Consider the following 22640-nt stretch of genomic DNA (forward strand, 5'->3'; position numbering starts at 1 on the left):
AGCGTCCGACAGTTGGTACTTTTCGTCCATGCTGACACCAACCCCACCGGTCACCGACCACGACGACGAGCTCGTCGACCTGATCTCCGAACGCGCGCTGTTCGCACGCCTCGAAACCGTCCGCCTCATCTCCATCGCCAAGACCGGCCATTACGCCTCCGGGTTCTCCTGCGCCGAGATCCTCGCGACCTTGTACTACGGCGTCATGCGGCTTCGGAAAGGCGAACCGGATTGGCCCGACCGCGACCGTTTCCTGTTCGGGAAGGGCCACGCCGCGGCCACGCTCTATCCGCTCCTGGCGGATTGGGGATTCTTCGACCCCGCCGAGCTCGACGAGTACACCCGCCTCGGCAACGCGTTCGGCGACCACCCCGACATGACCCGTATCCCCGGCATCGATTTCAGCAGCGGATCGCTCGGGCATGCCTTGTCCACCGGCACCGGAATCGCGCTCGGCACACGTCTGCAGGGCCGCCCGTCCCACGTCTTCGTCCTCCTCGGAGACGGCGAACTGCACGAAGGGCAGATCTGGGAAGCCGCGCTCGGTGCGGCCCACCACGACGTCGCGAACCTGATCGCGATCGTCGACCGCAACGACCACTCCCTCGACGGCCGCATCGACACCGTGACGAACATCGAGCCGCTCGGCGACAAATGGCGCGCCTTCGGATGGGACGCGCACGAGGTCGACGGACACGACGTCCGTGCACTGCTCGCGACCTTCCGCGCGATCGTCGAGGACCCCGAACGAACACGCCCGGCGGTGATCATCGCGAACACCGTCAAGGGCAAGGGCATCTCCTATATGGAATCCGAATTCGGCTGGCATCTCGGCTGGCTGGCAGAACAAGACGAAATCAACGCGATCGAAGAACTGAGGAACAACCGATGAGCGTCGCACCCGGCCTGCAGGCCGAGTCCTGGCACCTGCTTACCCTGATCGAGCGGGCCCCCGGCTTCCATATACTCGCCGACACGTTGGCCGATCTGGTGGACGAGGGTCATCCCATCGTCGCCGGAACCGCCGATCTCAAGTATTCGAACGGCCTGGTCGCGTTCCAGGAGCGGCACCCCGACCGCTACGTCCAGTTCGGAATCTCCGAACAGCACATGGTTTCCACCGCCGCAGGACTCGCGACCACTGGGCTCCAGCCGTACGTCGCCACCTTCGCGTCGTTCATGGCCTACCTGGCCTGCGAGCAGATCCGCACCGACATCGCGTACACCAAGCAGCCCGTCCGGCTCATCGGCCATCACGCCGGTATCACGCTCGGGTTCTACGGCACCTCGCACCACGCCACCGAGGACCTCGCCATCACACGCAGCATCCCCGGGCTCACGGTCATCGCCCCCGCTGACACCGCTCAGCTCGGGGCGGCGCTCCGCGCCGCCGTCGATCATCCGGCACCGATCTATTTCCGGATCGGCCGTGGTCAGGATCCGGACGTCTACGCCGACGGCACTCACCCCTTCACCATCGGCACCGCCATCGAACACGGCACCGGCACCGACCTGACGATCATCGCCACGGGGTCGATGGTGCATCCCGCTCTCGAGGCGGCGCAGGCTCTGAACTCCGGCGGTATCTCCACCGGAGTCGTCGACATGCACACCGTCAAGCCCCTCGACGCTGAAGCCGTCGCCCGCGCCGCACAGCGGTCCCGCATAGTCCTCACCGTGGAGGAACACAATGTCATCGGCGGGCTCGGGGGAGCGGTCGCGGAGGTCGTCGCCGAGTACGGGTACGGCACTCGTGTCGTCCGACACGGAGTGAAGGACGAATACGCGCTGATCGGACCGCCGACCCACCTGTACCGGCACTACAAGCTCGACGCCGCCGGTATCGAGGAGGTTGCGCGAACTGCCGTAGGGTCGTAAATCCGCACACGGCAGCGACATTCCTGCGTTCCGATACTCGGCCGGGCGGGGTGGGTCGTCACGACAACACGACACCCGCCCGGCCTCGCGGCCGATGAGGGTGCTCTTTTCGTCCACCTCGGCGACACTGTACTGGCGTGCCGGTTGCGGCGATGACGTCGTGGCCGTGAGGTATTCGGAGCGGACCGACGGGAAGAGTATGACGATCGAGCATTTGCTGACAACGCACTTCCCGGACGATCCCGTGTTGGATGCGGCGCTCGCCACGGCACTTCTGCGCCGGACCGCGCGAGAGCCGAATGCCCCTGCGCTGATCCGTGTCTACAGTCCTGCGCGGACGCTGTCGTTCGGGCGACTGGACGCTGTTCGACCGCAGTTTCCGGCGGCCGCCGCGGCGGCGCGGCGACACGGATTCACCCCCGTCGTCCGAGGAGCCGGCGGTCGGGCGGCGGCCTACCACGAGCAGACCCTCGTCGTGGAGATGTTCTCCCGGGACACTGAGGGCATGGTCGGGGCGCGCCCCCGCTTCGAGCGCATCACCCCGAGGCTCGTCGACGTGCTGAGGAAGCTGGGTGTCGACGCTCGCATCGGACCGGTGCCCGGTGAGTATTGCCCCGGTGATTGGACGGTGAACGGCGCGGGCCGCGTCAAGCTGGCAGGAACTGCGCAGCGAATCGTTGCCGGGGCGTGGCTCTTCGGCTTCGAACTGGTGGTCTCCGATTCCGACCCGGTGCGGGCGGTGCTCACCGATGTCAATGCCGCCCTCGAGTTGGAGTTCGACCCCGGCACCGCGGCGTCCCTGACGGACCTGAACCCGGCCGTCACGCTCGAACAGGTCCGGGCAGCGATCCTCGCCGAAATCGGCGTGGTCCGCGAACGGACCGCCGACCCCGACCTCCTGGAGGAGGCCGCGAACCTGCGCGACACACATGTGGCGTGAGGCGTTACCGCGCCGTGCGTCAAGGACGGCGAATTCGACTTGCGACGGCACGTCCTTCCGGGCCCAGAGTATCGAGTCCTACCCGAAGCAGCAGTGCGGATGTCCGATTCGGTGGAGTACGTGAATGTGCAACGTCTCGTGTCCTCACCGCACTGCCCGGCGCGGGTACCTGGAATGTTCCATGAGGAAGGGGTCACGCATCGAGGATCGCCCACGCGGCGTCCGACGCCCGGGCACGAGCACTGTCCTCGGCGCGGATCGAAGGTCGCCCGATGTGCGAGCGTGATCGACACCAGCAATCTCTCTTGGGCGGGTCGGTGACGGGCCTTGCGCTCGCCGCGTCCTCGTGTCAGGCTCTAGAACTATGACTACCGGAAAGGCGGACACCGCCACCGTCGCGTGAGCGCCGCACCGTTTCGCTCGGCGGCTCGACCCCGAGCGGAATTCACTCAGAACGCTGATCCCTTCTCCGACTACATTCTCGTGGTCGAGGCTGTGCGCGATGCATGGCTCAGGCACGGGCTGTGCGCACACCCCTCCGATCGCACCACTGCGGAATCGGCTGTCGCGCAGCTGTATCGACAATCAAAATCTCGCGAGCCGGAGTTCGTCTGGGTTCCGTCTCCCTCAGCCGGATCGAACCTGATCGCCGCCGAAGGCCTGTCGATGCCGATGTCGCTCGAGGGCGACGGAATCCATGGCGCTACCGCCGGTATCGCAACCATGCTGTCGGAATCACGTAAACGCATGGACGCACGCATCAAGCGGAGGGTATCCGACTGGCCGAACGAACGCCGGGCGGTCGAGACCGCACGGGTGAAGCCGCCTGAGGATGCCGCCCGCGTCGGCATCAGCCCCGATCGGATCATCCGAGCTACCGTCTGGGATTCGCTGCACACCACGCTTTTCGACGGGGTTGCAGCTGCGATACGGACGCTTCTGCCTCCAGCTGTTCTCGGTGTCACCTGGTACGGACAACAAGAAGCCCACCGAGTCGCCTACTACGACACGTACCGTCGGCTCGGCCTCGCGAAATTCCACTCCCACGACGACGCACTACTCGACGCCAACATCGCGTTGACTGGCGCCACCGGATGGTGGTGGGCGTTCGACGACGTATGTGTCATGGCAGAGCGTCCCACCACCCTTCATTCCGAGCCCATACCGGGCCGTGTGCACAACGAACACCGGCTGCACCACTCGGATTCCCCGGCACTCGAATTCCAAGACGGCGATGCAGTGTTCGTTCAGCACGGAACCATCGTCCCGGACTGGGTCGTCCGCGACCCGACTGCCGAACGCATCGCGCGCGAACGCAATGTCGAGATTCGCCGATGCGCGATCGAGCGCATCGGGTGGGACACCTACATCGATGCGGCCGACCTCGCGCTGGTCGACCAAGCCGACGATCCCGGCAATGCCGGTGGCACCCTGCGGCTCTACGCGACCCCGGACGGCTGGGGGCGCACTGGCCGTATCCTGCTCGCGATCAACGGTTCTCCCGAACGCGACGGACATCGGCGACAATACGGGCTTCACGTGCCCACATGGATCTCATCCGCACTGGACGCCGCGGGCTGGACCTACGGCCTCGGCGGCGACGACTACGCCCGCCTCGTTCGTCGCACCTGAACAAGACCGAAACCTGACTCCCTGAACTCGAAGGTGACTCGCATGAATGCAACCATGACCTTGTCCGCTCTCACTGCCCTCACCGGCCTCGATGTGTTCGACTATCTCGCCCAGGAAGTGTCCATACCCGTCGTCGACGGTCTGCAGGCACAGGGAGATCTCATCGTGATCCCGTATTCGCTTCTCGCCGACACCGTCACGTCCGCCCCGTGGACACGGTCCGAGAACGTACCGCTCTCAGGAGTGGAGTTGCTGCGTAGTGCTGCGGGCGGGAATCCACACAGCCTGGTCGCTGACGAAGGGGGTTGCACTTGGTCGACGCCCGTCAACGACCCCAGGCGTCTCGCGCTCGGTATCCTCGACAGCCGAGCGACGGCTTACCTCATCCACCCCGAGCACGGAGCCACCGGCATCGCCCCTGGCCGGTATGTCATCGGACGGCAGCGAGAACAAGGCATCGGGCGGACTTCCGGGAGGGCGCAGTTGGTCGCCGATTAGCGTTCGGACCTCGTCCGAGGCAATCGAGTCAGTACCTGTATCGGGAATGCTGCGCGGCTGTCGATTACGGACCCCCACGCGTACCTCCCGGGCACGGTGGCCGCGGGGGACGGTGGTGAAGCGACTGTCTGGTGACCGCTCGCAGTGCCATCGACGGCGGCACGTGCGAATCCCGGTCCTCGGTTTCAGTCCAGGTCCAGGTCGAGGTCGAGGTCGGGTGCGGTGGCCAGGTATTCGATCTGCTCCAATGCCATCGGCACGATGGACCCTCCGATGGACGGCATCAGCGGCACGGCAGGTGTCCAGTAAGTCGAGCACCGTGCCGTCCGGGCGGGTGTCGCGTCGATCCACCGCGCCTGCCACGCACGGCAGGGCCGGGCGGCCCCAGGCCCGGACATCGACGGTCAAGGTTCCGACGTGCCCGGCCATTCGGTTGCTCGAGTGGTCCGTGGTCTAGTGCATTGCAGGACAGAGAATTTCACGAGTCCAGCGGGGCGCGCGAGCGTTCTGTTCTGGAGAACGCAGGCATCGGTACAAACTGTTGGACCGCTGTTCGGCCGGGTTCTAGCGTTGTCGCAAAGCCGTCCGGTGTGACGTGCAGCACGTGGGACACACTGCGACACGTCGGAAATTTGTGGAGGAGCCCAGCATGAGCCTGCAGAACCGTCTGACCGAGAAATTCGGAATCGAACACCCCATCGTCCTTGCACCGATGGACTACGTCTCCGATTGGAGATTGGCTTCTGCCGTGGCCGAGGCAGGTGGGCTGGGATTGATCGGCGGCGGATACGGCGGCGAGTCCTGGCTGCACGATCAGTTCGACCGCGTGACGACCGACGCGGTCGGCTGTGGCTTCATCACCTGGTCCATGGCGCAGCAACCGCAACTCCTCGAGAAGACGATCGGCTACCGGCCGGCGGCCATATTCCTCTCCTTCAGCGACCCGGCACCGCATGCGCCTGCGATTCGTGCCGCGGGAATCCCGCTGATCTGCCAGGTGCACGATCTCGAACAAGCGCGCCGCGCGGTGGCGGTAGGTGCGAGCGTCATAGCTGCTCAAGGAGGGGAGGCGGGTGGCCATGGAACAGGAACCCGATCGACGTTCACTCTGGTGCCGGAGATCGCCGACTTTCTCCGGCGGGAGGCCCCGGATGTGATGCTGCTGGCGGCCGGTGGAATCGGCGACGGCCGAGGCCTTGCGGCGGCGCTCGCGCTCGGAGCGGACGGTGCCCTCGTCGGGACCAGGTTCTGGGCGGCGGAGGAGGCGGCGATTCCCCGTGCGGCCCAGCACCGTGCCCTCGGGGCGAGTGGGGACGACACGATCAGGCAGAGCGCCTTCGACATCGTGCGGGAGAAGCCCTGGCCGATTCGTTACACGGGCCGAGTCCTGCACAACGACTTCATCCGTCGATGGCACGGCGACGAGTCCGGCCTCCTGGGTGTGCTTCCGGAGAAGCAGGAGCAGTTCCGGGCAGCAGTGAAGGCCGAGGACTACGACGTCGCGAATCTGATCGTCGGTGAGGTCGTCGGACAGATCGATCGTGTCGACACCGTCGCGTCGATCATCGATGACATGGTCGCCACCGCCGCCGCCATCCTGGGCCGCACTTCCCACAATCTGGCGGCGATCGGCTCCTAGCGCCCTTCGGTGCGACCTCGCAAACCCCCACCCCGTGCGTCCCCAGAAGGATTCCCCATGACCAGCCAGTCCGTGTCACCACCCGCTCTCACGAGCGGTGTAGCGAAGAGCAGCCTTCGCAAGATCATCACCGCGTCGAGCGTCGGAACGTTGATCGAATGGTACGACTTCTACATCTACGGCAGTCTCGCAGTCGTGTTCTCCGGGATGTTCTTTCTGGAAGGAAACGGAACCGCAGCACTTCTCGTCACGATTGCCGCCTTCGGGACGGGTTTCGTCGTACGCCCCATCGGCGCCATGGTGTTCGGCAGAATGGGCGACCGGGTCGGACGTAAGAAGACGTTCATGACGACCCTGCTCATCATGGGCGGCGCCACCACGACGCTCGGACTGATGCCCACCTATGACCACATCGGAATTCTGGCGCCGATACTGCTGGTGACGTTGCGGCTGCTGCAGGGTCTCGCGATCGGCGGAGAGTACGGGGGTGCAGTCGTCTACATCGCGGAGAATTCGCCGGCGAAGAAACGCGGAGCCCTCACCAGTGTTCTCCAGACCACCGCGACCGGTGGTCTGCTCCTGTCGATCGGCGTCATCGTGCTCTGCCGGGTGGGGTTGGGCGAGGAGGCATTCACTGTGTGGGGCTGGCGGATTCCGTTCCTTCTGTCCGCGGTCCTGGTGCTGTTCTCGCTGAAGATCCGCATGAAGATGCACGAATCACCGGTGTTCGAGGAGATGCGACGGAGCGGAAACCTCTCGCGTTCACCGATCAGGGACGCGGTGGCGAACAAGCCGGCCTTCGCGTTGCTGCTCGTCGTGCTCTTCGGAGTCACGGCCGGGCTGGGAGTTGCCTGGTACACCAGCCAGTTCTACACGCTGTACTTCCTGCAGACGATCTTGAAGATCGACTTCCTCACCGCGAATCTCTCGGTCGGAATCGCCCTGGTCATCGCGACACCGTTCTTCGTCGTCTTCGGCAAGATGTCCGACAAATATGGACGGACTCGGATCATCCTGTGCGGATTGGTACTTTCGGCAGTCGGCTACCTCCCGCTGTTCCAGTGGGTCCGGGACGCCGCGGTCGAGGGCCACCACATCCAGATGATCGTGCCGCTGACGATTCAGGTCATCTTCGTCACCATGGTCTACGGGCCCACCGCGGCATTCCTGTCCGAATTGTTCCCACCCCAGATCCGTTACACCGGACTGTCGCTGGCGTACCACATCGGGACCGGCGTGTTCGGTGGCTTCACCCCTCTGGTGGCGCTCTCGCTCAACTCCGCGACCGGGAACGTCCTCGCCGGGCTGATCTACCCCATCGCGGTAACCGCGGTCACCGCAGTGGTGTTCGTGCTGACGTTGCGTCGGGGAGTCGACAGCCCGATAGTCCGGCGGGCGTGGAAGCACATCGATTCCGAGTACTCGTCATGAGACACCCGACCCGGTACGGCGCGATCGCATTCACTACTCCGGTGGCCGAGCGGCAGAAGGCGACGGGAAGCATCAACTGGTACAGGAGCATGCGGGCGCAGGAGGACGACCCGGGCCTGCCCGACCAACTGGACACCCGGGTCACTGCCCTGATCCGAGCCACCGATTCGTTCTTCATCGCGACCGTGACACCCTCGGGGTGGCCCTATATCCAACACCGAGGCGGCCCGCCCGGATTCGTGCACGTGCCGAACCCGGTGACGATTGCGCTGGCGGACTACTCGGGAAATCAGCAGTTCGTCACGGTCGGCAACCTCGACGAGAACGACCGAGTGGCTCTCTTCTTCATCGACTACCCTACCCGCACCAGAGTCAAAGTCTACGGGCGAGCCGAGGTCGTCGAGCGTTCCGACGATCCGGATCTCATCGCCCGGCTCCTCACCGCACCCGGCGGGGTCGGTAAGGCCGGATGCGATCGCGCGTTCGTCATCCACGTCGAGGCCCTCGACCGGAACTGCACGAAGAACATCCCGCCGAAGTACGGCGAGGCGCGGATGCGGGAGTCGCTCACGTTGGCCCGCAAGGGTCTACAGGAAGAAATCGAACGACTGCGATCCCGCAATGCAGAACTGGAGCGGGAAGTCGCCCAGCTTCGCCGGCACACCGACGACGGTCAGTCGTGTTGAGCGACAGTGGCACTGCCGGGTGGCGGAGAGTGCCGGATCGCGGCGTCCCGCAGTACTCGCAGCAGCGGCGTCGCGCGGTTGCGGCGGTACACGAACCTCACGACCGCGGGCGGCGCACCGACCAGCGGGATGAACTGGACGTTCCGATGGGTTACCCGCCTGCGGGCCACTTCGGGAACCGTGCCGACACCCCGATCGGCGGCGATCAATTCGAGCCACTCGTCGAAGTTCGAGCACGTCACCACCGGACCGTCGTGGTTCGGCCACAGATCTTCGGACGTGGTGCCGCTGAGGGTATTGATGACCAGGGGAAGCGTTCCGAACTCGGCCCAGTCGATCGATTCTCGGGTCGCGAGAGGCGACGCGGTCGAGACTGCCGCAATCCGCTGCTCCTCGAACAGCGGATGCTGCACGAACTCGTCGCCGGGAACATCCCGGCGGACGACGGCGGCGTCCACGGTGGCGTTGTTCAGTGCGGCGATGGGGTCGTCGCAGCGACGCGGTACGACGGTGGCGCGGGAGTTCGTCTCGACGTCGTCGATCACCTGCTGCGCCCACGGATCGGGGAGGAGCCAACTGAAGCCGAGGACAAGGGATCGGTTGGTGTACAGCGCAACCGCGGAATCGAGATCGCCGAGAATGACGCGTACCTTCTCGACGAATCCGGCACCGTCCTCGGTGAGGGCGAGTGCCCGCGACGTCCGGTCGAACAACCGAACGCCGAGCGAGGTTTCGAGCTGCTGCACCGTGCGGGTGAGCGCCGGCTGGGTGATGTGGAGTGCGTTCGCCGCGGCGGTGAACGAGCCTGCCTCGGCGATCGCAACCGCCGCCCGCAGATGCCGCAGTTCGATGGACATAACTCCCAAGCATAGATCCAGCCGAATAGGCATTTCCGCTCCGCACTGCGGCGGTGCAGGATCAGGAGCGGAAAGGGTGAAGCGGACGTGAACCCGGTCCGCCACGCACACATCGACCGAAAGGATCCTGGTGTTCGATCTCGAGGACGGCCTCCGAATTCCCATCGTCGGGGCGCCCATGGCAGGAGGACCGAGCACGCCCGAGCTGGTTGCCGCGGTCTCGTCCGCCGGTGGCCTCGGTTTCCTTGCGGCCGGGTACAAGACCGTCGACGCGGTTCGGCGTGAGGTCGACGCGGTCCGCGCGCTGACGAGCGCACCGTTCGGACTCAATATTTTCGTCCCGGGCCGCCCCCTGGCCGACCGTGCAGCGGTGGAGGCCTACCGAGCGCGACTGCAGCCACTCGCCGAACACTGGCAGGTGTCGCTGCCGGAGGTCGTCGACTTCGACGACGACGCATTCGACGCCAAGGTCGACCTCGCGGTCGAGCTTGCCGTTCCGGTGGTGTCGTTCACCTTCGGTCTTCCGCCGCGGACCGTCGTCGATCGGTTACACGACGCCGGCAGTGCCGTGGTGGCCACGGTGTCCGATGTCGGCGAGGCGCTCTCCGCCGCTCGGGTGGGCGTCGACGCGATATGTCTACAAGGAGTCGACGCGGGCGGGCACCGAGCAACGCTCGACCCCGACGCCGAGCCGGATCCACGTTCGACGAGGGAATTGGTCGAGGCGGCCCGCTCGGCGATCGACCTTCCGATCATCGCGGCGGGTGGGATAGCGACCGCAGCAGACGTCGCGGCAACACTCGCGGCCGGTGCCACCGCCGTCCAGATCGGAACCGCGCTCCTCGACGCCGACGAGGCAGGGACCAAACCCGCTCACCGGGCCGCGTTGCACAACGCCCGCTTCACCGACACCGTCGTCACTCGCGCGTTCTCCGGCCGTCCCGCGCGTGGCCTGGTCAATGACTTCATCACCGACTTCGATGCTCACGCGGTGGCGGCATATCCACAGGTGCACCTGCTGACCAGTGGGCTGCGAGCCGCAGCAGGCGCCGCCGGCGACCCGCACGGCCTCGCCCTCTGGGCCGGCATCGGATATCGCAGTGCTCGTTCGGCCCCCGCACGGGAGATCGTTCGGGACCTGTGGGGCGAAACACGGTAATTCTCATGGACATCGGAGACCTGAGCTTCTTCCTGGCCGTGGCCCGCGCCGGCGGAATCTCCCGGGCATCGAAGGAACTTCTGACGGTGCAGTCGAACATCAGCTCACGGATCCGCACGCTCGAGGACGAACTCGGTGTGGAACTGTTCCGCCGCCATGCCCGTGGGGTGACCCTGACGAATTCCGGCGAACGTCTGCTGCCCTATGCCGAACAGATCACTCAGCTCGTGCGGGAGGTGACGCAGGTCGTCAGCGACGATCACGAGCCGGGTGGACGACTGGCGATCGGCTCCATGGAGACCACCGCCGGGTTGCGGCTTCCCGGGGTGCTGGCCGCCTTCAGCGAAGAGTGCCCCCGAGTCGACTTCACCTTGGCGACCGACACGACCGACGCGCTGACCACCCAGGTGCTCGAGCATCGTCTCGACGGCGCTTTCGTCTGCGGCCCGGTGCGCCATCCGGACCTGGTCTCCGAGCAGGTCTTCATCGAGCAACTTGTGCTGGTGAGCGGCGTTCGCGTGGCAGATCTGGACTCGGCACTGGCCGACGGCGGGCGGCACAAGCTTCTCGTCCTCCGGGCCGGCTGCGCCTACCGGGCCCGCCTGGAGCGGCTCTTCGAGCAGCACGGAGTGCCGAGTCCGAACGTCCTCGAATTCGGAACTCTCGAGGGCATCCTCGGGTGTGCGGCCGCGGGGATGGGCGTGACCCTGCTGCCACTGGGCGTGGTGACCACTTCGCCGTTGGCGGCGGCGTTGAAGGTGCATCACCTCGCGCCGGCCGACTCGCGCGCGGAAACCCTGTTCATCCGCCGCAAGGACTCCACCATGACCGCTGCGATGTCGCGTTTCCTGTTCCACACCCACGACTCCAGCCGCCCGGCCTCCCTGAAATCCGTGGCTCGCTAGAGGGGCCTGCGCGCCGACCGAATGTTGTTGAAAGAGAATGCATGAACGCAGTAGACAGCGCCGCCGACCTGAGCGCATCCCGCACGCCGACATCGCCGTGGGTCACGGTCGGTCAGGTCGGGGCCGCATTGGCGGCGAGCATGGGCATCGGACGGTTCGTCTACACACCTGTTCTCCCTCTGATGGAGGCCCAGGCAGGATTGACACCGTCGGCGGGCGCCGCCCTGGCGACGGCAAACTATCTCGGATACCTCGTCGGGGCGCTCGCCGGAATCGTCCTTCCCGCCGTGGTGCGCTCGGCGGCAGCCATGCGTGTCTCGCTGCTGATCCTGACCGCCACGCTGGCGTTCATGCCGGTGACATCGAACGACACCGCCTGGGCCGTACTGCGTTGTGTTGCGGGTGCTACCAGTGCTTTGGTCTTCGTCATCGCGGTCAGCGCCATGCACTCCAACCTGAGTGGGCACGCGGCACACCTGTCGGGTTGGGCGTTCGGCGGAATCGGAGCAGGTATCGCCCTGTCCGGGCTCGTCGTCCTCATCTTGCGGTCGATGAGCACGTGGGGCTCCGTGTGGTGGGCGGCCGCACTGCTGACCCTGATCTGCACCCTCGCGGCGTGGACTCTCACACCGGAACGTGCTCCGACGGTGCCGACGGCCGAGCGCAGAAGATCGCACGAGCAGGGGCACCGCCGGTTCGGTGCGCTCTTCATCAGCTATTCCCTCGAGGGTGTCGGATACATCATCGCCGGCACTTTTCTCGTTGCAGCGATCGACCACACTGCAGGCAGCTTCGCCGGCAGTGGCGCCTGGGTGCTCGTCGGGCTGGCGGCGCTACCGTCCGGTCCACTCTGGGCGTTGTTCGGCAGACGATGGTCTCGCCCGATCCTGCTGGTGATCGCCCTCGTCATTCAGGCCGCCGGCATCGCGTTGCCCGCGGTGGCAGACGGCATCTGGCCCGCCCTGGTCTCCGCCTTCCTGTTCGGGGGAACATTCCTCGGCATCAGTCAGATGTCGCTGACGATCGGCGCTCACCTCCAGTTCCCACGCGCGGTCGCGATACTGACAACCGGATACAGCCTCGGTCAGATCGCGGGCCCGCTCATCGTCACACCACTGCTTTCCGATGGCTACCACCTCGCATTGCTCGTCGCCTCGGGCATCGTTCTGGCGGCAGCACTCGCCGCCGCGGTACTGACCGTCCGGTTTCGTCAGCGAGCCACGGTCGAATGAGGGTGGCAGCCGAAAAGCAGGTATGCGCACGCGTACTTCGGCCGATGTGGTCACGACGCGTCGCGGCCATGCTGACTTTCACGTCGCCGGCGCCGCGGCACGGTCAAGAGCACACGGAGATCGTCATGGTGAGTCAACGCAGAGGCCGAAGATTTCAACCACTTCACGCGATTCGCGCGAGCGTAGGCGGCGCGGCCTGTCTCGCCGGCCTCGTCATCGGCGCCATGGCGCTGACGATTCTCGCGTTCCCGGCACCCGGCGTGCAGGCTGCGACCGTCACGTCCCAAAGCCGGTACAGCGTGGGGAGTGGACCCACCCCGCAAGCGTCCACTCACATCAGGTCTGTCGAAACGAGTCGGAGCCACAGCCATAGCCGCGTGGTCGGATTGTCGAAGTCGATCTGGAACTCTTCGGCGAGACGGGTGATTCGGTACCGAATGGTATTGCCGTGGACATGCATTCGGACCGCCGCTTTGGACACGTTCGCGTTCGAATCGAAGTACGCACGCAGAGTGATCAGAAAGTCGGTGTGATGGGTGGCGTCGTACGCCCGGATCGCATCGACGACGTCGAACTTGTCGAGATGCTTCTCGGCTATGTACCTGCCGATTTCGAGTAGGTTGAGCTCGGTCCAATGGTCTTCGAACACAGCCGCTGCCGGGCGTTGGGGAGTCGGATTCTCTCGCGTGACCGACTGTTGACGCATCAGGTACTGCAATGTGCGCACCGCCTCGGTCCGGGATCGAGGTAGCTCGCTGATCTGCTCGGCGATGCCGCCTACCGCGGCGACAACCGGATGCGCGCTGATCGTCGTCGCGTAGGAGCCGATGTCACGAATGACGCGACGGTGGGCTGCCCGGGGAGACTCGCCCGCGCAGGGCAGCAGCGCATACACGACCGAGTCGATCAGGGCGCTGTACGCACTGCGGAACTGGACGTTGCACGTCACGGTCACGAGCTGCAGTAGTCGATGTTGCTCGCGCATGGCGTCGAGGCTGCCGGCGTTCGGGTGGGAGAGGGCGAACGCCGCAATGGCGAATCCGTCGGTGAACTCGAGACCGAGTTGTGCGGCAGCGAAAGAGGCCTGGGCCGGATCGTCCATCAACGTCCGCATGAGGTCGGCGTTGCGGCGCTCGGTGAAGTCGGAAGCGGACCGGGCGTGAAGCATGTGCAGGCCCGCCAGTGGCGCCAGCCTGTCGAGCGCATCGAGGGCCGGTTGGCGGCGGTCACCTCCGGGATCGATGATCCAGATCGATCCGAGCAGTTCCCCGCCCGCCCGGACGGCAAGTGCCAGCCGGTCCGCGATCCCGCTGGGTGACTGCACGAAATGCGCGGCGATGGAGGAGTAGACGACCTTGAAATCTGCGTCGAGGGCTGGGGGTGTCCGCTCCTGCAGGGTCAGAGTCGTCTCGCGCCGTAGGTCGTCGATCGGCTGGCCCGGCACTGTGGAGTATCCGAGGATGCGGCCCGAAGGATCGACGATGCTGGCGGCTCCGTTGGCTATCGAGGCTACGGCGTTGGCGAAAGCGAACAGATCGCCCAGACGCACGCCCGATACCGAATCGACCGCAGCACCCGCGACCGCTGTTCGTGCCATCGCGATCAGTCGTGTCCAATCCGCGTCGTCTCCGACGACGAGCACGGGAACGTCGTGACGACTGGACGCGATCCGCAGGTCCTCGATCGGCGTTCCGCGTGCTTTGACGATCACGGCGGCGGCCTCGCCGTCGGCGGCGTGCACGAGTACTCGCTCGAATCCGGCCGACCCGCAGGACACGCCCATCGCAAGGACGACGGTGTTCCTGACGTTCGGCTGGTCGTCGAATGCGTCGTAGAGCTGCACGTCGGCGACGGGGCGGCGGAGATTTTCCGCCGTCGGATTCGCGTGCAGTAGATCTTCCTGCACCAGGTCGGTCCAGGCCGACAGCGCGATCGGCACGGATGCCGCGTCGCCGTGCCACGACTCCTCCGATGGGTCCATTGAGAAGATCTTACAAGCGGAACTGTTGAGCTTGGAAACTTCTCCATATCAACCGTGTGAGGTGTGGATCACTATTGGTTCACCCCACGCACCGGGTGTCAGCCCCACTTCGAGGAGTCCCGATGAAACTCAGAGATATCAGATCGTTAGTGAATGTCGAGGGCCCCGCTCGGTCCGTGTCACAGCGGCTGGCACGGCGATGCCACAGCATCGAAGACGTACGAAAGATGGCCGCCGCGCGTCTCCCGCTGAGCATCTTCGACTACATCGAGGGCGGCGGCGAAGACGAAGCGTCGGTCCGCCGCAATCGTTCCTCGTTCGACGACTGGTCCTTCGTGCCACGGTGGGGTGCCGTGGAGAACCTCGACCTGGCGTCGACTCTCCTGGGCAAGCCGGTCGCCATGCCGTTGATGCTCTCTCCCACCGGGGGAACACGACTGTTTCACCCGGAGGGCGAACTCGGTGCGGCGCGTGCCGCTCTCGCCGCGAATGTCCCGTACGGCCTGGCGCACCTGAGCACGACGCCGATGGAACTGGTCAGCGCGCAGACTCCGGGCCTTCGTCGCTGGTTCAACATCGAACCGATGGCGGACAAGGGCATGCTCCAGGCGATGCTCGACCGGACAGCCGACGCGGGATACGAGGCCCTGCTGGTCAACGTCGATTGCCGGGCGATCGGTCATCGCGAACGCGACTACCGCAACGGCTTCACGGCACCCCCGTCCCTGAAACCGCGGACGGTCGTCGAAGGGGCGCTACATCCCGTGTGGGCGTGGAGGTTTCTGCGCAACGACGCGATCGCCTTCCCCAATCTCGACGGGACCGTCGCGGAGGGGCCGCTGGCGAGCACGCCGGATATGTGGCGAACCCTGCTGTCGGGTTCCTACGAACCCACCGACTGGGACACCCTCTGCGACCTACGCTCCCGGTGGAGCGGTCCGATCGTCCTCAAGGGGTGCGTCAGCGCCGACGACGCGGCGATCGCCGCTGACATCGGGATCGACGCCATCCAGGTCAGCAACCACGGCGGCCGGCAACTCGATCACATGGCCTCCCCGCTGGACGTTCTGCCGGAGATCGTCGAACGCGTGAACGGGCGGGTCGAGATCATCGTCGACGGCGGCATCCGCCGCGGCTCGGACGCGATCAAGGCCCTGGCGCTGGGGGCGAATGCGTGCGCGATCGGCCGCCCGTACCTCTACGGCCTCGCGGCGGCGGGCCAGGAGGGTGTCGCGCACGTGCTGCGGATCTTCGCGGAGGAGATGACCCGGACGATGATGCTGCTGGGGGTCTCGAGCATCAAGGAACTGCAGGACAACGGGCCGTCCTTCGTTCGCAACCGACACGCCGCCTTCGCCCGCTCGACGCACGAATACACCGGAACGCAGACGGCCACGCCCAAGCAGAAGTCCTCGTCATGACAAGTCGCACCGGAGGCTCCTCTCACCGGCTCCTGTGCGCCGGCGCACTCGCCGCCCTCCTCTTCTCCACGGTCGGCTGCGGTCGGCTCGAAGAATTTGCGGACCCGCCGGCCTCGGCTCCCGTCGACGGCGACAAGACGCCGTCACTCGCGGTGAACGAATCGGCCGTCGCATTGCTGCCCGACGCGGTGGCAGCACGGCACACGCTGCGGGTGGCGATCCCGACGAATGAACCGCCCACCCAGTTCTATTCGGCGGGAACCCGGTACATGACGGGCACGAACCCCGACATCGCGAGACTCATCGGAAACGCCCTGAACCTGGACGTCGACATCAAAGTCGTCAATTTCGACTCCATCATTCCCGGGATCGCAGCCGGTCGTTACGACCTGACGGTGTCCTCGATGACGCCCACCACCAAGCGGATGGCGGCAATGGATTTCGTCGACTACATGCAGATGGGAAACGCCATCGTCGTCGGCAAGGGAGGGGAGCCCGTCACGAAGGACACTCTCTGCGGCAAGAAGGTCGGCGTCCTGACGGGCTCGTATCAGCTCACCGTCAACATTCCGGCCTATGAGCAGGAGTGCGCGGCCGCCGGCAAGCCGCCGATCCAGACCGGCCAGTTCCAGGACACGCGGCAGGCGATTTCCGCGCTGACCAGTGGCAGGCAAGACGCCGTCCTGGCAGATTCCCCGATCCTCTCGTACGCCACGGCGAACAATCCCGCCCTCGAGTTGTCGGACACATTCGATTACGCCCCCGTCGCCGTAGGCGTGACCAAGGAACCCGCACTCGTCGACGCCGTGTCCGCTGCACTCGACTCTGTCATCGCCAGTGATGCATACAGGGAAGCACTCGGAAAATACGGTGCGGAGTCCGCGATGATCACTCGAGCTCGCGTCAACGCGGCTCAATAAGGAGACCTACCATGCAGCAATTGGCCTCGCGAGACGCCTTCCCTCCTCCGTCCGCAGTGTCGGCGTCCCCGGACACTTCCATCCCGGTTGTGCCACTCAAACATCCTGTGCGGCAGACGTTCGGACTGGTGCTGCTCATCGTCGCCGTGGCGGTGACGTGGAACGTCGCAACGAACGACCGATTCCACTGGAATGTCGTGTCGTCCTACCTGTTTGCCCCGGAGATACTTCGAGGCGTGGTTCTCACGATCATCCTGACGATCTTCTCGATGACCGCGGGCATTTCGCTCGGAACGCTCCTTGCCGTCATGCGGCTGTCGGACAATCCGATCGTCAGTTCGATCAGCCGGGGCTACATATGGTTCTTCAGGGGCACTCCGCTCCTCGTCCAACTGATCTTCTGGTACAACATCGCTGCCCTGTATCCCACCATCTCGATCGGAATCCCCTTCGGGGGACCAGAATTGATGGTTGGCTCGGTCAACACGCTGATCACGCCCCTCGGGGCCGCTCTCCTCGGACTGTCTCTGAACGAAGCGGCTTACATGGCAGAGATCATCCGCGGTGGCATCGGATCGGTGGGCAACGGCCAGTACGACGCGGCTCAGGCGCTGGGAATGAACAAGACTCAGCTGATGCGCCGGGTCATTCTTCCCCAGGCCATGCGCGTGGTGCTTCCGCCGACGGGGAACCAGGTGATCTCGATGCTGAAAGGGACAACCCTCGTCAGCGTTCTGGCGATCTCCGATCTGCTGTACTCCGCGCAGATCATCTATTCGTTGAACTACCAGACGATCCCGCTGCTCATCGTCGCGAGCCTGTGGTATCTCCTGATGACCACCATCCTGAGTTTCTTCCAGGACAAGCTCGAGAAACACTACGCGCGCGGGTTCACCGCGTCGGTAGCACCCACACGTCGTCGACTGGCACTGGGAAGGGCGAAATGAACACCGTCATGGTGAAAGCACAGGGCGTCCGGAAGAGATTCGGTGCCACCGAGATCCTCAAGGGCATCGACCTCAGTGTCGAGCGCGGTTCGGTGACCTGTCTCATCGGACCGTCCGGATCCGGGAAGACCACCTTCCTGCGCTGCATCAATCACCTCGAGAAAGTTGATGCGGGCCGACTGTACGTGGATCGACAACTGATCGGCTACTCGGAACGCAATGGCCGGCTACACGAGATGAAGCCACGTCAGACGGCACGGTCTCGACTCAATGCCGGCATGGTGTTTCAGCGCTTCAACCTGTTTCCGCACATGACCGTTCTCGAGAACATCGTCGAAGCCCCGATTCACGTTCTCGGCAGACCCCGCGACGAGGTGACAGCGGAGGCGCACGTCCTGCTCGATCGTGTCGGACTGGGGAACCGAGGTCAGGCATACCCGCGGGAGCTCTCCGGCGGACAGCAACAGCGGATCGCGATTGCCCGCGCACTGGCGATGAAGCCCAAGTTGCTGCTGTTCGACGAACCGACCTCAGCGCTCGACCCGGAACTCGTCGGTGAGGTACTGGACGTGATGAAGTCCCTGGCGGAAGCCGGTATGACCATGGTCGTGGTCACCCACGAGTTGGGGTTTGCCCGCGAGGTCAGCGATCAGATCGTCTTCATGGACCAGGGTGTCGTCGTCGAGGCGGGCCCGCCGTCCGAGGTTCTGGGGAATCCGCAACAGGAGAGGACCCGCGCGTTTCTCTCGAAGGTGCTGTGAACACCTCACCCGCCCGCCCGCGATCGAGAACAACGAACATTCAGGACTGAGGAACCACATGAACAGGCAACAGGTCAGCACAGACGATGCACCCAGCCCTGCAGGGCACTACTCCCAGGCGATCCTTGCCGACGGGGTCCTGTACACGGCAGGTCAGACGCCCCACCACCCGCAGACGTGGGAACTCGTCGGCACCACCATCGAAGAACAAACGGAACAGGCGATGCGCAACCTCGCAGCCGTACTCGAATCGTGCGGCTCGGACTCCTCGCACGTGGTCAAGGCGACCGTCCACCTGCAGAATCCAGCGCGAGACTTCACCGGTTTCAACGAAACCTTCCAGAAGTTCGTCTCGCACCCGTACCCGGCGCGAACCACCGTCGGATCGCATCTCGGTGACTTTCTGGTCGAGATCGACGTCGTCGCTCTGTGCCCCCGCTGACTGGATCGATTGCGCACTCCGACCAGCGGAGTCGCTCGATTCGACATCAAGACCGATAGAGCCCGCACGGCAGAGATCATGTGGCATTCTCACGAGGTGCGACGGTGCAGAGGTGAGAGTGGTGTGGCCGGTTCGCCGGCCGCGACCACGTCAGGGGAAACCCCTGGCTCGACAGTGTTCATCGGAGACACCGTCCGACGCGCGACCGTATGCTCCGCGTGCTTCGGCGCGCCGCAGACGACAGATATCGGTCACCTCGCACCGTCGCACCCATGACAGCCGGCCGGGCTCTGCAGCCTGAGATCGCTCGTCGCCTCGCTGTCGAGGCAACCGTTGGAGCCTGGACCAGGGCCGGCCTCATCCTCCGCTTCGAGGAAGCCGGTGAGCCGGATGCCGGCCGGATCGCGACCCGGCTCTACGACCTCATGCCCACGCCGCCGATCGACGGCGTCGACGGCGTCTATCGGCTGCTGTCGGAGCTCCCGCAGATCGAGCAACCCGAGACGGTCGTCGAGTCGTCCGGCAGTGACTGGAAATTCGACGTCCCGCGGTGGTCGCACACGGCGGCGGTCGCCGAGGCGGTCGGTCTCACCCCGGCCGAACTCGACTGGTTCGCAGATCCCGGCGGGTGGCTGCGCACGAAAGCGACTCCGCTGCAGCACTACCGCTATCGGATCCGATCGGACAACCGCCTGCTCGAGGCGCCCAAGGAACGCCTTCGAGAGGTGCAGCGCCGGATTCTGCGTTCGGTACTCGACCGCGTCCCACCACACGCCGCGGCGCACGGATTCGTCCGAGGTCGCAGCGTCCACACATTCGCCGCGCCCCACGCGGGACACGATGTCGTGCTGCGCATCGACCTCCGTGCCTTCTTTCCCTCCGTCTCCCAGACGCGGGTGAGGGCGGTCTTCGATGCCCTCGGCTACCCGACTCGGGTGTCACGCGTGCTCGCCGGGCTCTGCACGACGTCTACCCCGCCAGGTGTCCTCGCGCAGCTTCCGTTCGATGCGGCGAGTCGGCTCCGGGGTGCGCACCTACCGCAAGGCGCATCGACCTCGCCGGCGCTCGCCAATCTCGTCGCATATCGACTCGACCGCAGATTGACCGGGCTCGCGAGAACCCACCGCGCCGGCTACACGAGATACGCCGACGACCTCGCGTTCTCCGGCACGGAACTGGCGGTGGACCGATTGATCCACGCAGTCGGCCGGATCGTGGCGCACGAAGGCTTCTCCGTGCACACCGGTAAGACCCGGATCATGCGGGCGCATCGACGCCAGCACCTGGCGGGGTTGGTGGTCAACACTCGTCCGCAGGCGGCGCGAACCGAGTACGACGACCTGCGAGCGCTGCTCTTCAATTGCGCTCGGTACGGACCCGACTCGCAGAATCGTGACGGCCGACCGCATTTCCGTGAATACGTCTACGGACGCATCGCCTGGGTCGGGGAATGCAACGCGAGCAGGAAACAGTCGCTGCACGCACTGGCCGCCCGGGTCGACTGGGCAGACCAGCGTCGCTGACCGGCCGCCCTGTCAGCCGCGGCCGATGTACGGCATCCCGGTGGCCATGATCGTCATCGTCGGCACGGTGACGTCCAGGGGGAGTTCTACCAGTCGGGTCACCGCGTCCGCGACGTATAACGGATCGAAGGTGGGTTCCGCTCGCAATGATCCGTCCGGTTGGCGGGCGGATTGGCCGATGCCTTCGGTCATGGCGGTTGCGGCGTTCCCGATGTCGATCTGGGTGCAGCAGATGTCGTGGTCGCGCCCGTCGAGCGCGATCGACTTGGTCAACCCCGACACCCCGTGTTTGGTTGCCGTGTAGGCGACACTCGCGGGTCGTGGCGTGTGCGCGGACAGTGAACCGTTGTTGATGATGCGTCCACCACGAGGTGTCTGCGTCTTCATCATTCGCACGGCCTCGCGCGAGCAGAGGAAGACCCCGGTCAGATTTGTGGCCACCGTCCGGTCCCAGTCTTCCGGGTCGATCTCGTCCACCGCGCCGGAGGGGCCGAAAGTGCCCGCATTGTTGACGAGTACGTCCACGCGGCCGAACCGTTCGGCCACGCCGGCGAAGAGGCTGTGCACCGACTGTGGCGACGAGACGTCGGCCGGCACCACGAGCGCGTGTTCGTGACCGTGCGCTGCCTCGTCCAGCTTGTCCCGCGCCCGTCCCGTCAGCACCACGTGATGTCCGGCATCGAGCAGTCCGGTCGCCATGGACCGCCCGATCCCCGATCCGGCACCCGTCACCACGATGACCCGTTCCGTCACATCCACTCCTTGCATCACGTAGTTCCCGAACCGCTGTCGGCAGCCCCCGAATTGTCGCCGATCGGCGGCCCCGCTGCGGCTGTTCACGCGTTCCATTCGCGGTTGTCGACGAGAACGCCGAGGATCTCCGGAATCACGGTGCGCCTAACACTGGAGTGAGGGACGGCGGTCGGCTTTCCTGTCCGGGTGACCATCGCAGACATCGCACCCCGCACGGCGCTGCAGCAGCGCTACTGGGATCCCGCCCTCACCGAACCCGCGCAGTGGAATCCGGTTCTGGAAGCCCTGCACTCGCACCGTTCGGTTCGCCGCTACCTACCCGATCCGCTGACCGACGAGACGCTCGACGTCCTCGTCTCGGCTGCGCAGTCGGCCGCCACGTCGTCGAACCTCCAGGCGTGGAGTGTCGTCGCAGTCCGCGACCCCGAACGCAAGGCTCGTCTGGCCGCGCTCGCGGGCGAGCAGGCCCACATCGTCGAGGCCCCCGTCCTGCTGGTCTGGCTCGCCGACTTCGCCCGCGTCCGCCAGCTCGCCGGCGACCGCGGTGCGCCGATCGAGGGAGCCGACTACCTCGAGAGCAGCTATATCGGGTTCATCGATGCAGCCCTGGCTGCGCAGAACGCCGTGACCGCGGCGGAGTCGCTCGGGCTGGGAACGGTGTTCATCGGGGCGCTGCGCAACAAGCCCGAGGAGGTCGCGGCGGAACTCGGCCTGCCTCCCCACGTGTTCGCGGTGTTCGGGCTCGTCGTCGGACATCCGCATCCGGACGCCGACGCCCAGATCAAACCGCGCCTGCCCCGAGCGGCGGTGTTGCACCACGAGAAGTACGACCTGCCCGCCCAGCGCGACCACGTCGACGCCTACGAGGGGCGGATCGCCGCCTTCTACTCGGCGCAGCAGCTCGAACATTCCTGGATCGACAGGGTTCTGGACCGACTCGCGTCCGCGGCGCGGCTGAACGGGCGGGATCGGCTGAAAGAATCGCTCATCCGTCTCGGGTTCCCACTTCGCTAGCGTCTGGCCGCCATGAGGCGG

At 65.5% G+C, this 22640-nt stretch carries 22 protein-coding genes; 18 read left to right on the plus strand and 4 right to left on the minus strand.

Annotation, left to right across the window (positions count from 1 at the left end; translation table 11 throughout):
- The first annotated feature begins 28 nt into the window (after positions 1-28).
- The 5 genes from CJ177_RS29995 to CJ177_RS30015 all read left to right on the plus strand — a co-directional run bounded on the left by CJ177_RS29995 (position 29) and on the right by CJ177_RS30015 (position 4948).
- Entirely contained in the window at positions 29-892 is an 864-nt protein-coding gene (locus CJ177_RS29995; protein WP_095869284.1) for a transketolase, read from the plus strand.
- Positions 889-1878, plus strand: coding sequence for a transketolase family protein (locus CJ177_RS30000; protein ID WP_005242930.1), 990 nt, complete (start codon positions 889-891; stop codon positions 1876-1878). Before CJ177_RS29995 ends, CJ177_RS30000 begins: the two co-directional genes overlap by 4 nt.
- 199 nt (positions 1879-2077) lie before the next feature.
- Positions 2078-2818 carry a lipoate--protein ligase family protein gene (locus CJ177_RS30005; protein ID WP_005242929.1) on the plus strand — a complete coding sequence of 247 codons (741 nt, stop codon included), beginning with the start codon at positions 2078-2080 and terminating at the stop codon, positions 2816-2818.
- A 399-nt stretch (positions 2819-3217) separates the two neighbouring features.
- A complete protein-coding gene (locus CJ177_RS30010; RefSeq protein ID WP_095869285.1) occupies positions 3218-4450 on the plus strand; it encodes a DUF6745 domain-containing protein in 1233 nt (410 codons plus the stop codon).
- A 42-nt stretch (positions 4451-4492) separates the two neighbouring features.
- The gene (locus CJ177_RS30015) at positions 4493-4948 is read left to right on the plus strand and encodes a hypothetical protein (RefSeq protein WP_025432811.1); all 456 of its coding nucleotides are present in this window, start codon (positions 4493-4495) and stop codon (positions 4946-4948) included.
- A gap of 185 nt (positions 4949-5133) precedes the next feature.
- On the opposite strand, the gene CJ177_RS46845 is transcribed toward CJ177_RS30015, so the two are convergent.
- Complete coding sequence (locus tag CJ177_RS46845) at positions 5134-5346, minus strand: hypothetical protein (RefSeq protein ID WP_143548713.1); 213 nt, start codon at positions 5344-5346, stop codon at positions 5134-5136.
- Positions 5347-5597: 251 nt separating this feature from the next.
- Between CJ177_RS46845 and CJ177_RS30020 the strand changes: the two genes are divergently transcribed.
- The 3 genes from CJ177_RS30020 to CJ177_RS30030 are packed head-to-tail and all read left to right on the plus strand — an operon-like array spanning position 5598 to position 8704.
- Positions 5598-6587, plus strand: a complete 990-nt coding sequence (locus CJ177_RS30020) for a nitronate monooxygenase family protein (RefSeq protein ID WP_061701472.1) — start codon at positions 5598-5600, stop codon at positions 6585-6587.
- A gap of 57 nt (positions 6588-6644) precedes the next feature.
- The gene (locus CJ177_RS30025) at positions 6645-8018 is read left to right on the plus strand and encodes an MFS transporter (protein ID WP_095869286.1); all 1374 of its coding nucleotides are present in this window, start codon (positions 6645-6647) and stop codon (positions 8016-8018) included.
- Positions 8015-8704, plus strand: a complete 690-nt coding sequence (locus CJ177_RS30030; protein ID WP_061701470.1) for a pyridoxamine 5'-phosphate oxidase family protein — start codon at positions 8015-8017, stop codon at positions 8702-8704. The genes CJ177_RS30025 and CJ177_RS30030 overlap by 4 nt, the downstream gene beginning before the upstream one ends.
- Here the strand turns inward: CJ177_RS30030 and CJ177_RS30035 are convergent.
- Entirely contained in the window at positions 8692-9561 is an 870-nt protein-coding gene (locus tag CJ177_RS30035) for a LysR family transcriptional regulator (RefSeq protein ID WP_061046049.1), read from the minus strand. The two genes, CJ177_RS30030 and CJ177_RS30035, sit on opposite strands and share 13 nt — an antisense overlap.
- A 130-nt stretch (positions 9562-9691) precedes the next feature.
- Between CJ177_RS30035 and CJ177_RS30040 the strand changes: the two genes are divergently transcribed.
- Genes CJ177_RS30040 through CJ177_RS30050 form a run of 3 tightly spaced genes read left to right on the plus strand, consistent with a single transcriptional unit; the run spans position 9692 to position 12857 of the window.
- On the plus strand, positions 9692-10720 hold the full coding sequence (locus CJ177_RS30040; RefSeq protein ID WP_095869287.1) for a nitronate monooxygenase: 1029 nt from the start codon (positions 9692-9694) through the stop codon (positions 10718-10720).
- Between the two features lie 5 nt (positions 10721-10725).
- Positions 10726-11625 carry a LysR substrate-binding domain-containing protein gene (locus CJ177_RS30045; protein WP_061046048.1) on the plus strand — a complete coding sequence of 300 codons (900 nt, stop codon included), beginning with the start codon at positions 10726-10728 and terminating at the stop codon, positions 11623-11625.
- 41 nt (positions 11626-11666) lie between these two features.
- The gene (locus CJ177_RS30050; protein ID WP_095869288.1) at positions 11667-12857 is read left to right on the plus strand and encodes a YbfB/YjiJ family MFS transporter; all 1191 of its coding nucleotides are present in this window, start codon (positions 11667-11669) and stop codon (positions 12855-12857) included.
- A 331-nt stretch (positions 12858-13188) separates the two neighbouring features.
- On the opposite strand, the gene CJ177_RS30060 is transcribed toward CJ177_RS30050, so the two are convergent.
- On the minus strand, positions 13189-14838 hold the full coding sequence (locus CJ177_RS30060; RefSeq protein WP_061701467.1) for a helix-turn-helix domain-containing protein: 1650 nt from the start codon (positions 14836-14838) through the stop codon (positions 13189-13191).
- Between the two features lie 227 nt (positions 14839-15065).
- Here CJ177_RS30060 and CJ177_RS30065 point away from each other — a divergent pair, with 227 nt between their 5' ends.
- From CJ177_RS30065 to CJ177_RS30090, 6 genes are all read left to right on the plus strand, one after another.
- Entirely contained in the window at positions 15066-16259 is a 1194-nt protein-coding gene (locus tag CJ177_RS30065; protein ID WP_061701466.1) for an alpha-hydroxy acid oxidase, read from the plus strand.
- The gene (locus CJ177_RS30070) at positions 16256-17179 is read left to right on the plus strand and encodes a transporter substrate-binding domain-containing protein (protein ID WP_061701465.1); all 924 of its coding nucleotides are present in this window, start codon (positions 16256-16258) and stop codon (positions 17177-17179) included. Before CJ177_RS30065 ends, CJ177_RS30070 begins: the two co-directional genes overlap by 4 nt.
- 11 nt (positions 17180-17190) lie before the next feature.
- Positions 17191-18126: an amino acid ABC transporter permease gene (locus CJ177_RS30075; RefSeq protein WP_095869289.1), complete on the plus strand. Its 936-nt coding sequence runs from the start codon at positions 17191-17193 to the stop codon at positions 18124-18126.
- Entirely contained in the window at positions 18123-18887 is a 765-nt protein-coding gene (locus CJ177_RS30080; protein ID WP_005242880.1) for an amino acid ABC transporter ATP-binding protein, read from the plus strand. The genes CJ177_RS30075 and CJ177_RS30080 overlap by 4 nt, the downstream gene beginning before the upstream one ends.
- Before the next feature lie 58 nt (positions 18888-18945).
- Positions 18946-19329: a RidA family protein gene (locus CJ177_RS30085; protein ID WP_095869290.1), complete on the plus strand. Its 384-nt coding sequence runs from the start codon at positions 18946-18948 to the stop codon at positions 19327-19329.
- Between the two features lie 272 nt (positions 19330-19601).
- Positions 19602-20852, plus strand: a complete 1251-nt coding sequence (locus CJ177_RS30090) for a reverse transcriptase family protein (RefSeq protein WP_082764959.1) — start codon at positions 19602-19604, stop codon at positions 20850-20852.
- 12 nt (positions 20853-20864) lie between these two features.
- Here the strand turns inward: CJ177_RS30090 and CJ177_RS30095 are convergent, their stop codons facing one another.
- Positions 20865-21611, minus strand: a complete 747-nt coding sequence (locus CJ177_RS30095) for an SDR family oxidoreductase (protein WP_179443333.1) — start codon at positions 21609-21611, stop codon at positions 20865-20867.
- A gap of 180 nt (positions 21612-21791) precedes the next feature.
- Between CJ177_RS30095 and CJ177_RS30100 the strand changes: the two genes are divergently transcribed.
- Positions 21792-22619, plus strand: coding sequence for an NADPH-dependent oxidoreductase (locus CJ177_RS30100; RefSeq protein WP_061701462.1), 828 nt, complete (start codon positions 21792-21794; stop codon positions 22617-22619).
- Positions 22620-22640: the final 21 nt, after the last annotated feature.

Source organism: Rhodococcus sp. ACPA1 (genome assembly GCF_002300195.1).
GTDB lineage: Bacteria > Actinomycetota > Actinomycetes > Mycobacteriales > Mycobacteriaceae > Rhodococcus_F > Rhodococcus_F opacus.

Coding starts and splice junctions, on each gene's coding strand:
- CJ177_RS30005 (WP_005242929.1), top strand. CDS start 2,078: ATGACGATCGAGCATTTGCTGACAACGCACTTCCCGGACGATCCCGTG.
- CJ177_RS30045 (WP_061046048.1), top strand. CDS start 10,726: ATGGACATCGGAGACCTGAGCTTCTTCCTGGCCGTGGCCCGCGCCGGC.
- CJ177_RS30030 (WP_061701470.1), top strand. CDS start 8,015: ATGAGACACCCGACCCGGTACGGCGCGATCGCATTCACTACTCCGGTG.
- CJ177_RS30080 (WP_005242880.1), top strand. CDS start 18,123: ATGAACACCGTCATGGTGAAAGCACAGGGCGTCCGGAAGAGATTCGGT.
- CJ177_RS30050 (WP_095869288.1), top strand. CDS start 11,667: ATGAACGCAGTAGACAGCGCCGCCGACCTGAGCGCATCCCGCACGCCG.
- CJ177_RS30065 (WP_061701466.1), top strand. CDS start 15,066: ATGGCCGCCGCGCGTCTCCCGCTGAGCATCTTCGACTACATCGAGGGC.
- CJ177_RS30085 (WP_095869290.1), top strand. CDS start 18,946: ATGAACAGGCAACAGGTCAGCACAGACGATGCACCCAGCCCTGCAGGG.
- CJ177_RS30000 (WP_005242930.1), top strand. CDS start 889: ATGAGCGTCGCACCCGGCCTGCAGGCCGAGTCCTGGCACCTGCTTACC.
- CJ177_RS30025 (WP_095869286.1), top strand. CDS start 6,645: ATGACCAGCCAGTCCGTGTCACCACCCGCTCTCACGAGCGGTGTAGCG.
- CJ177_RS46845 (WP_143548713.1), bottom strand. CDS start 5,346: ATGTCCGGGCCTGGGGCCGCCCGGCCCTGCCGTGCGTGGCAGGCGCGG.
- CJ177_RS30060 (WP_061701467.1), bottom strand. CDS start 14,838: ATGGACCCATCGGAGGAGTCGTGGCACGGCGACGCGGCATCCGTGCCG.
- CJ177_RS30070 (WP_061701465.1), top strand. CDS start 16,256: ATGACAAGTCGCACCGGAGGCTCCTCTCACCGGCTCCTGTGCGCCGGC.
- CJ177_RS30035 (WP_061046049.1), bottom strand. CDS start 9,561: ATGTCCATCGAACTGCGGCATCTGCGGGCGGCGGTTGCGATCGCCGAG.
- CJ177_RS30075 (WP_095869289.1), top strand. CDS start 17,191: ATGCAGCAATTGGCCTCGCGAGACGCCTTCCCTCCTCCGTCCGCAGTG.
- CJ177_RS30020 (WP_061701472.1), top strand. CDS start 5,598: ATGAGCCTGCAGAACCGTCTGACCGAGAAATTCGGAATCGAACACCCC.
- CJ177_RS30090 (WP_082764959.1), top strand. CDS start 19,602: ATGACAGCCGGCCGGGCTCTGCAGCCTGAGATCGCTCGTCGCCTCGCT.
- CJ177_RS29995 (WP_095869284.1), top strand. CDS start 29: ATGCTGACACCAACCCCACCGGTCACCGACCACGACGACGAGCTCGTC.
- CJ177_RS30015 (WP_025432811.1), top strand. CDS start 4,493: ATGAATGCAACCATGACCTTGTCCGCTCTCACTGCCCTCACCGGCCTC.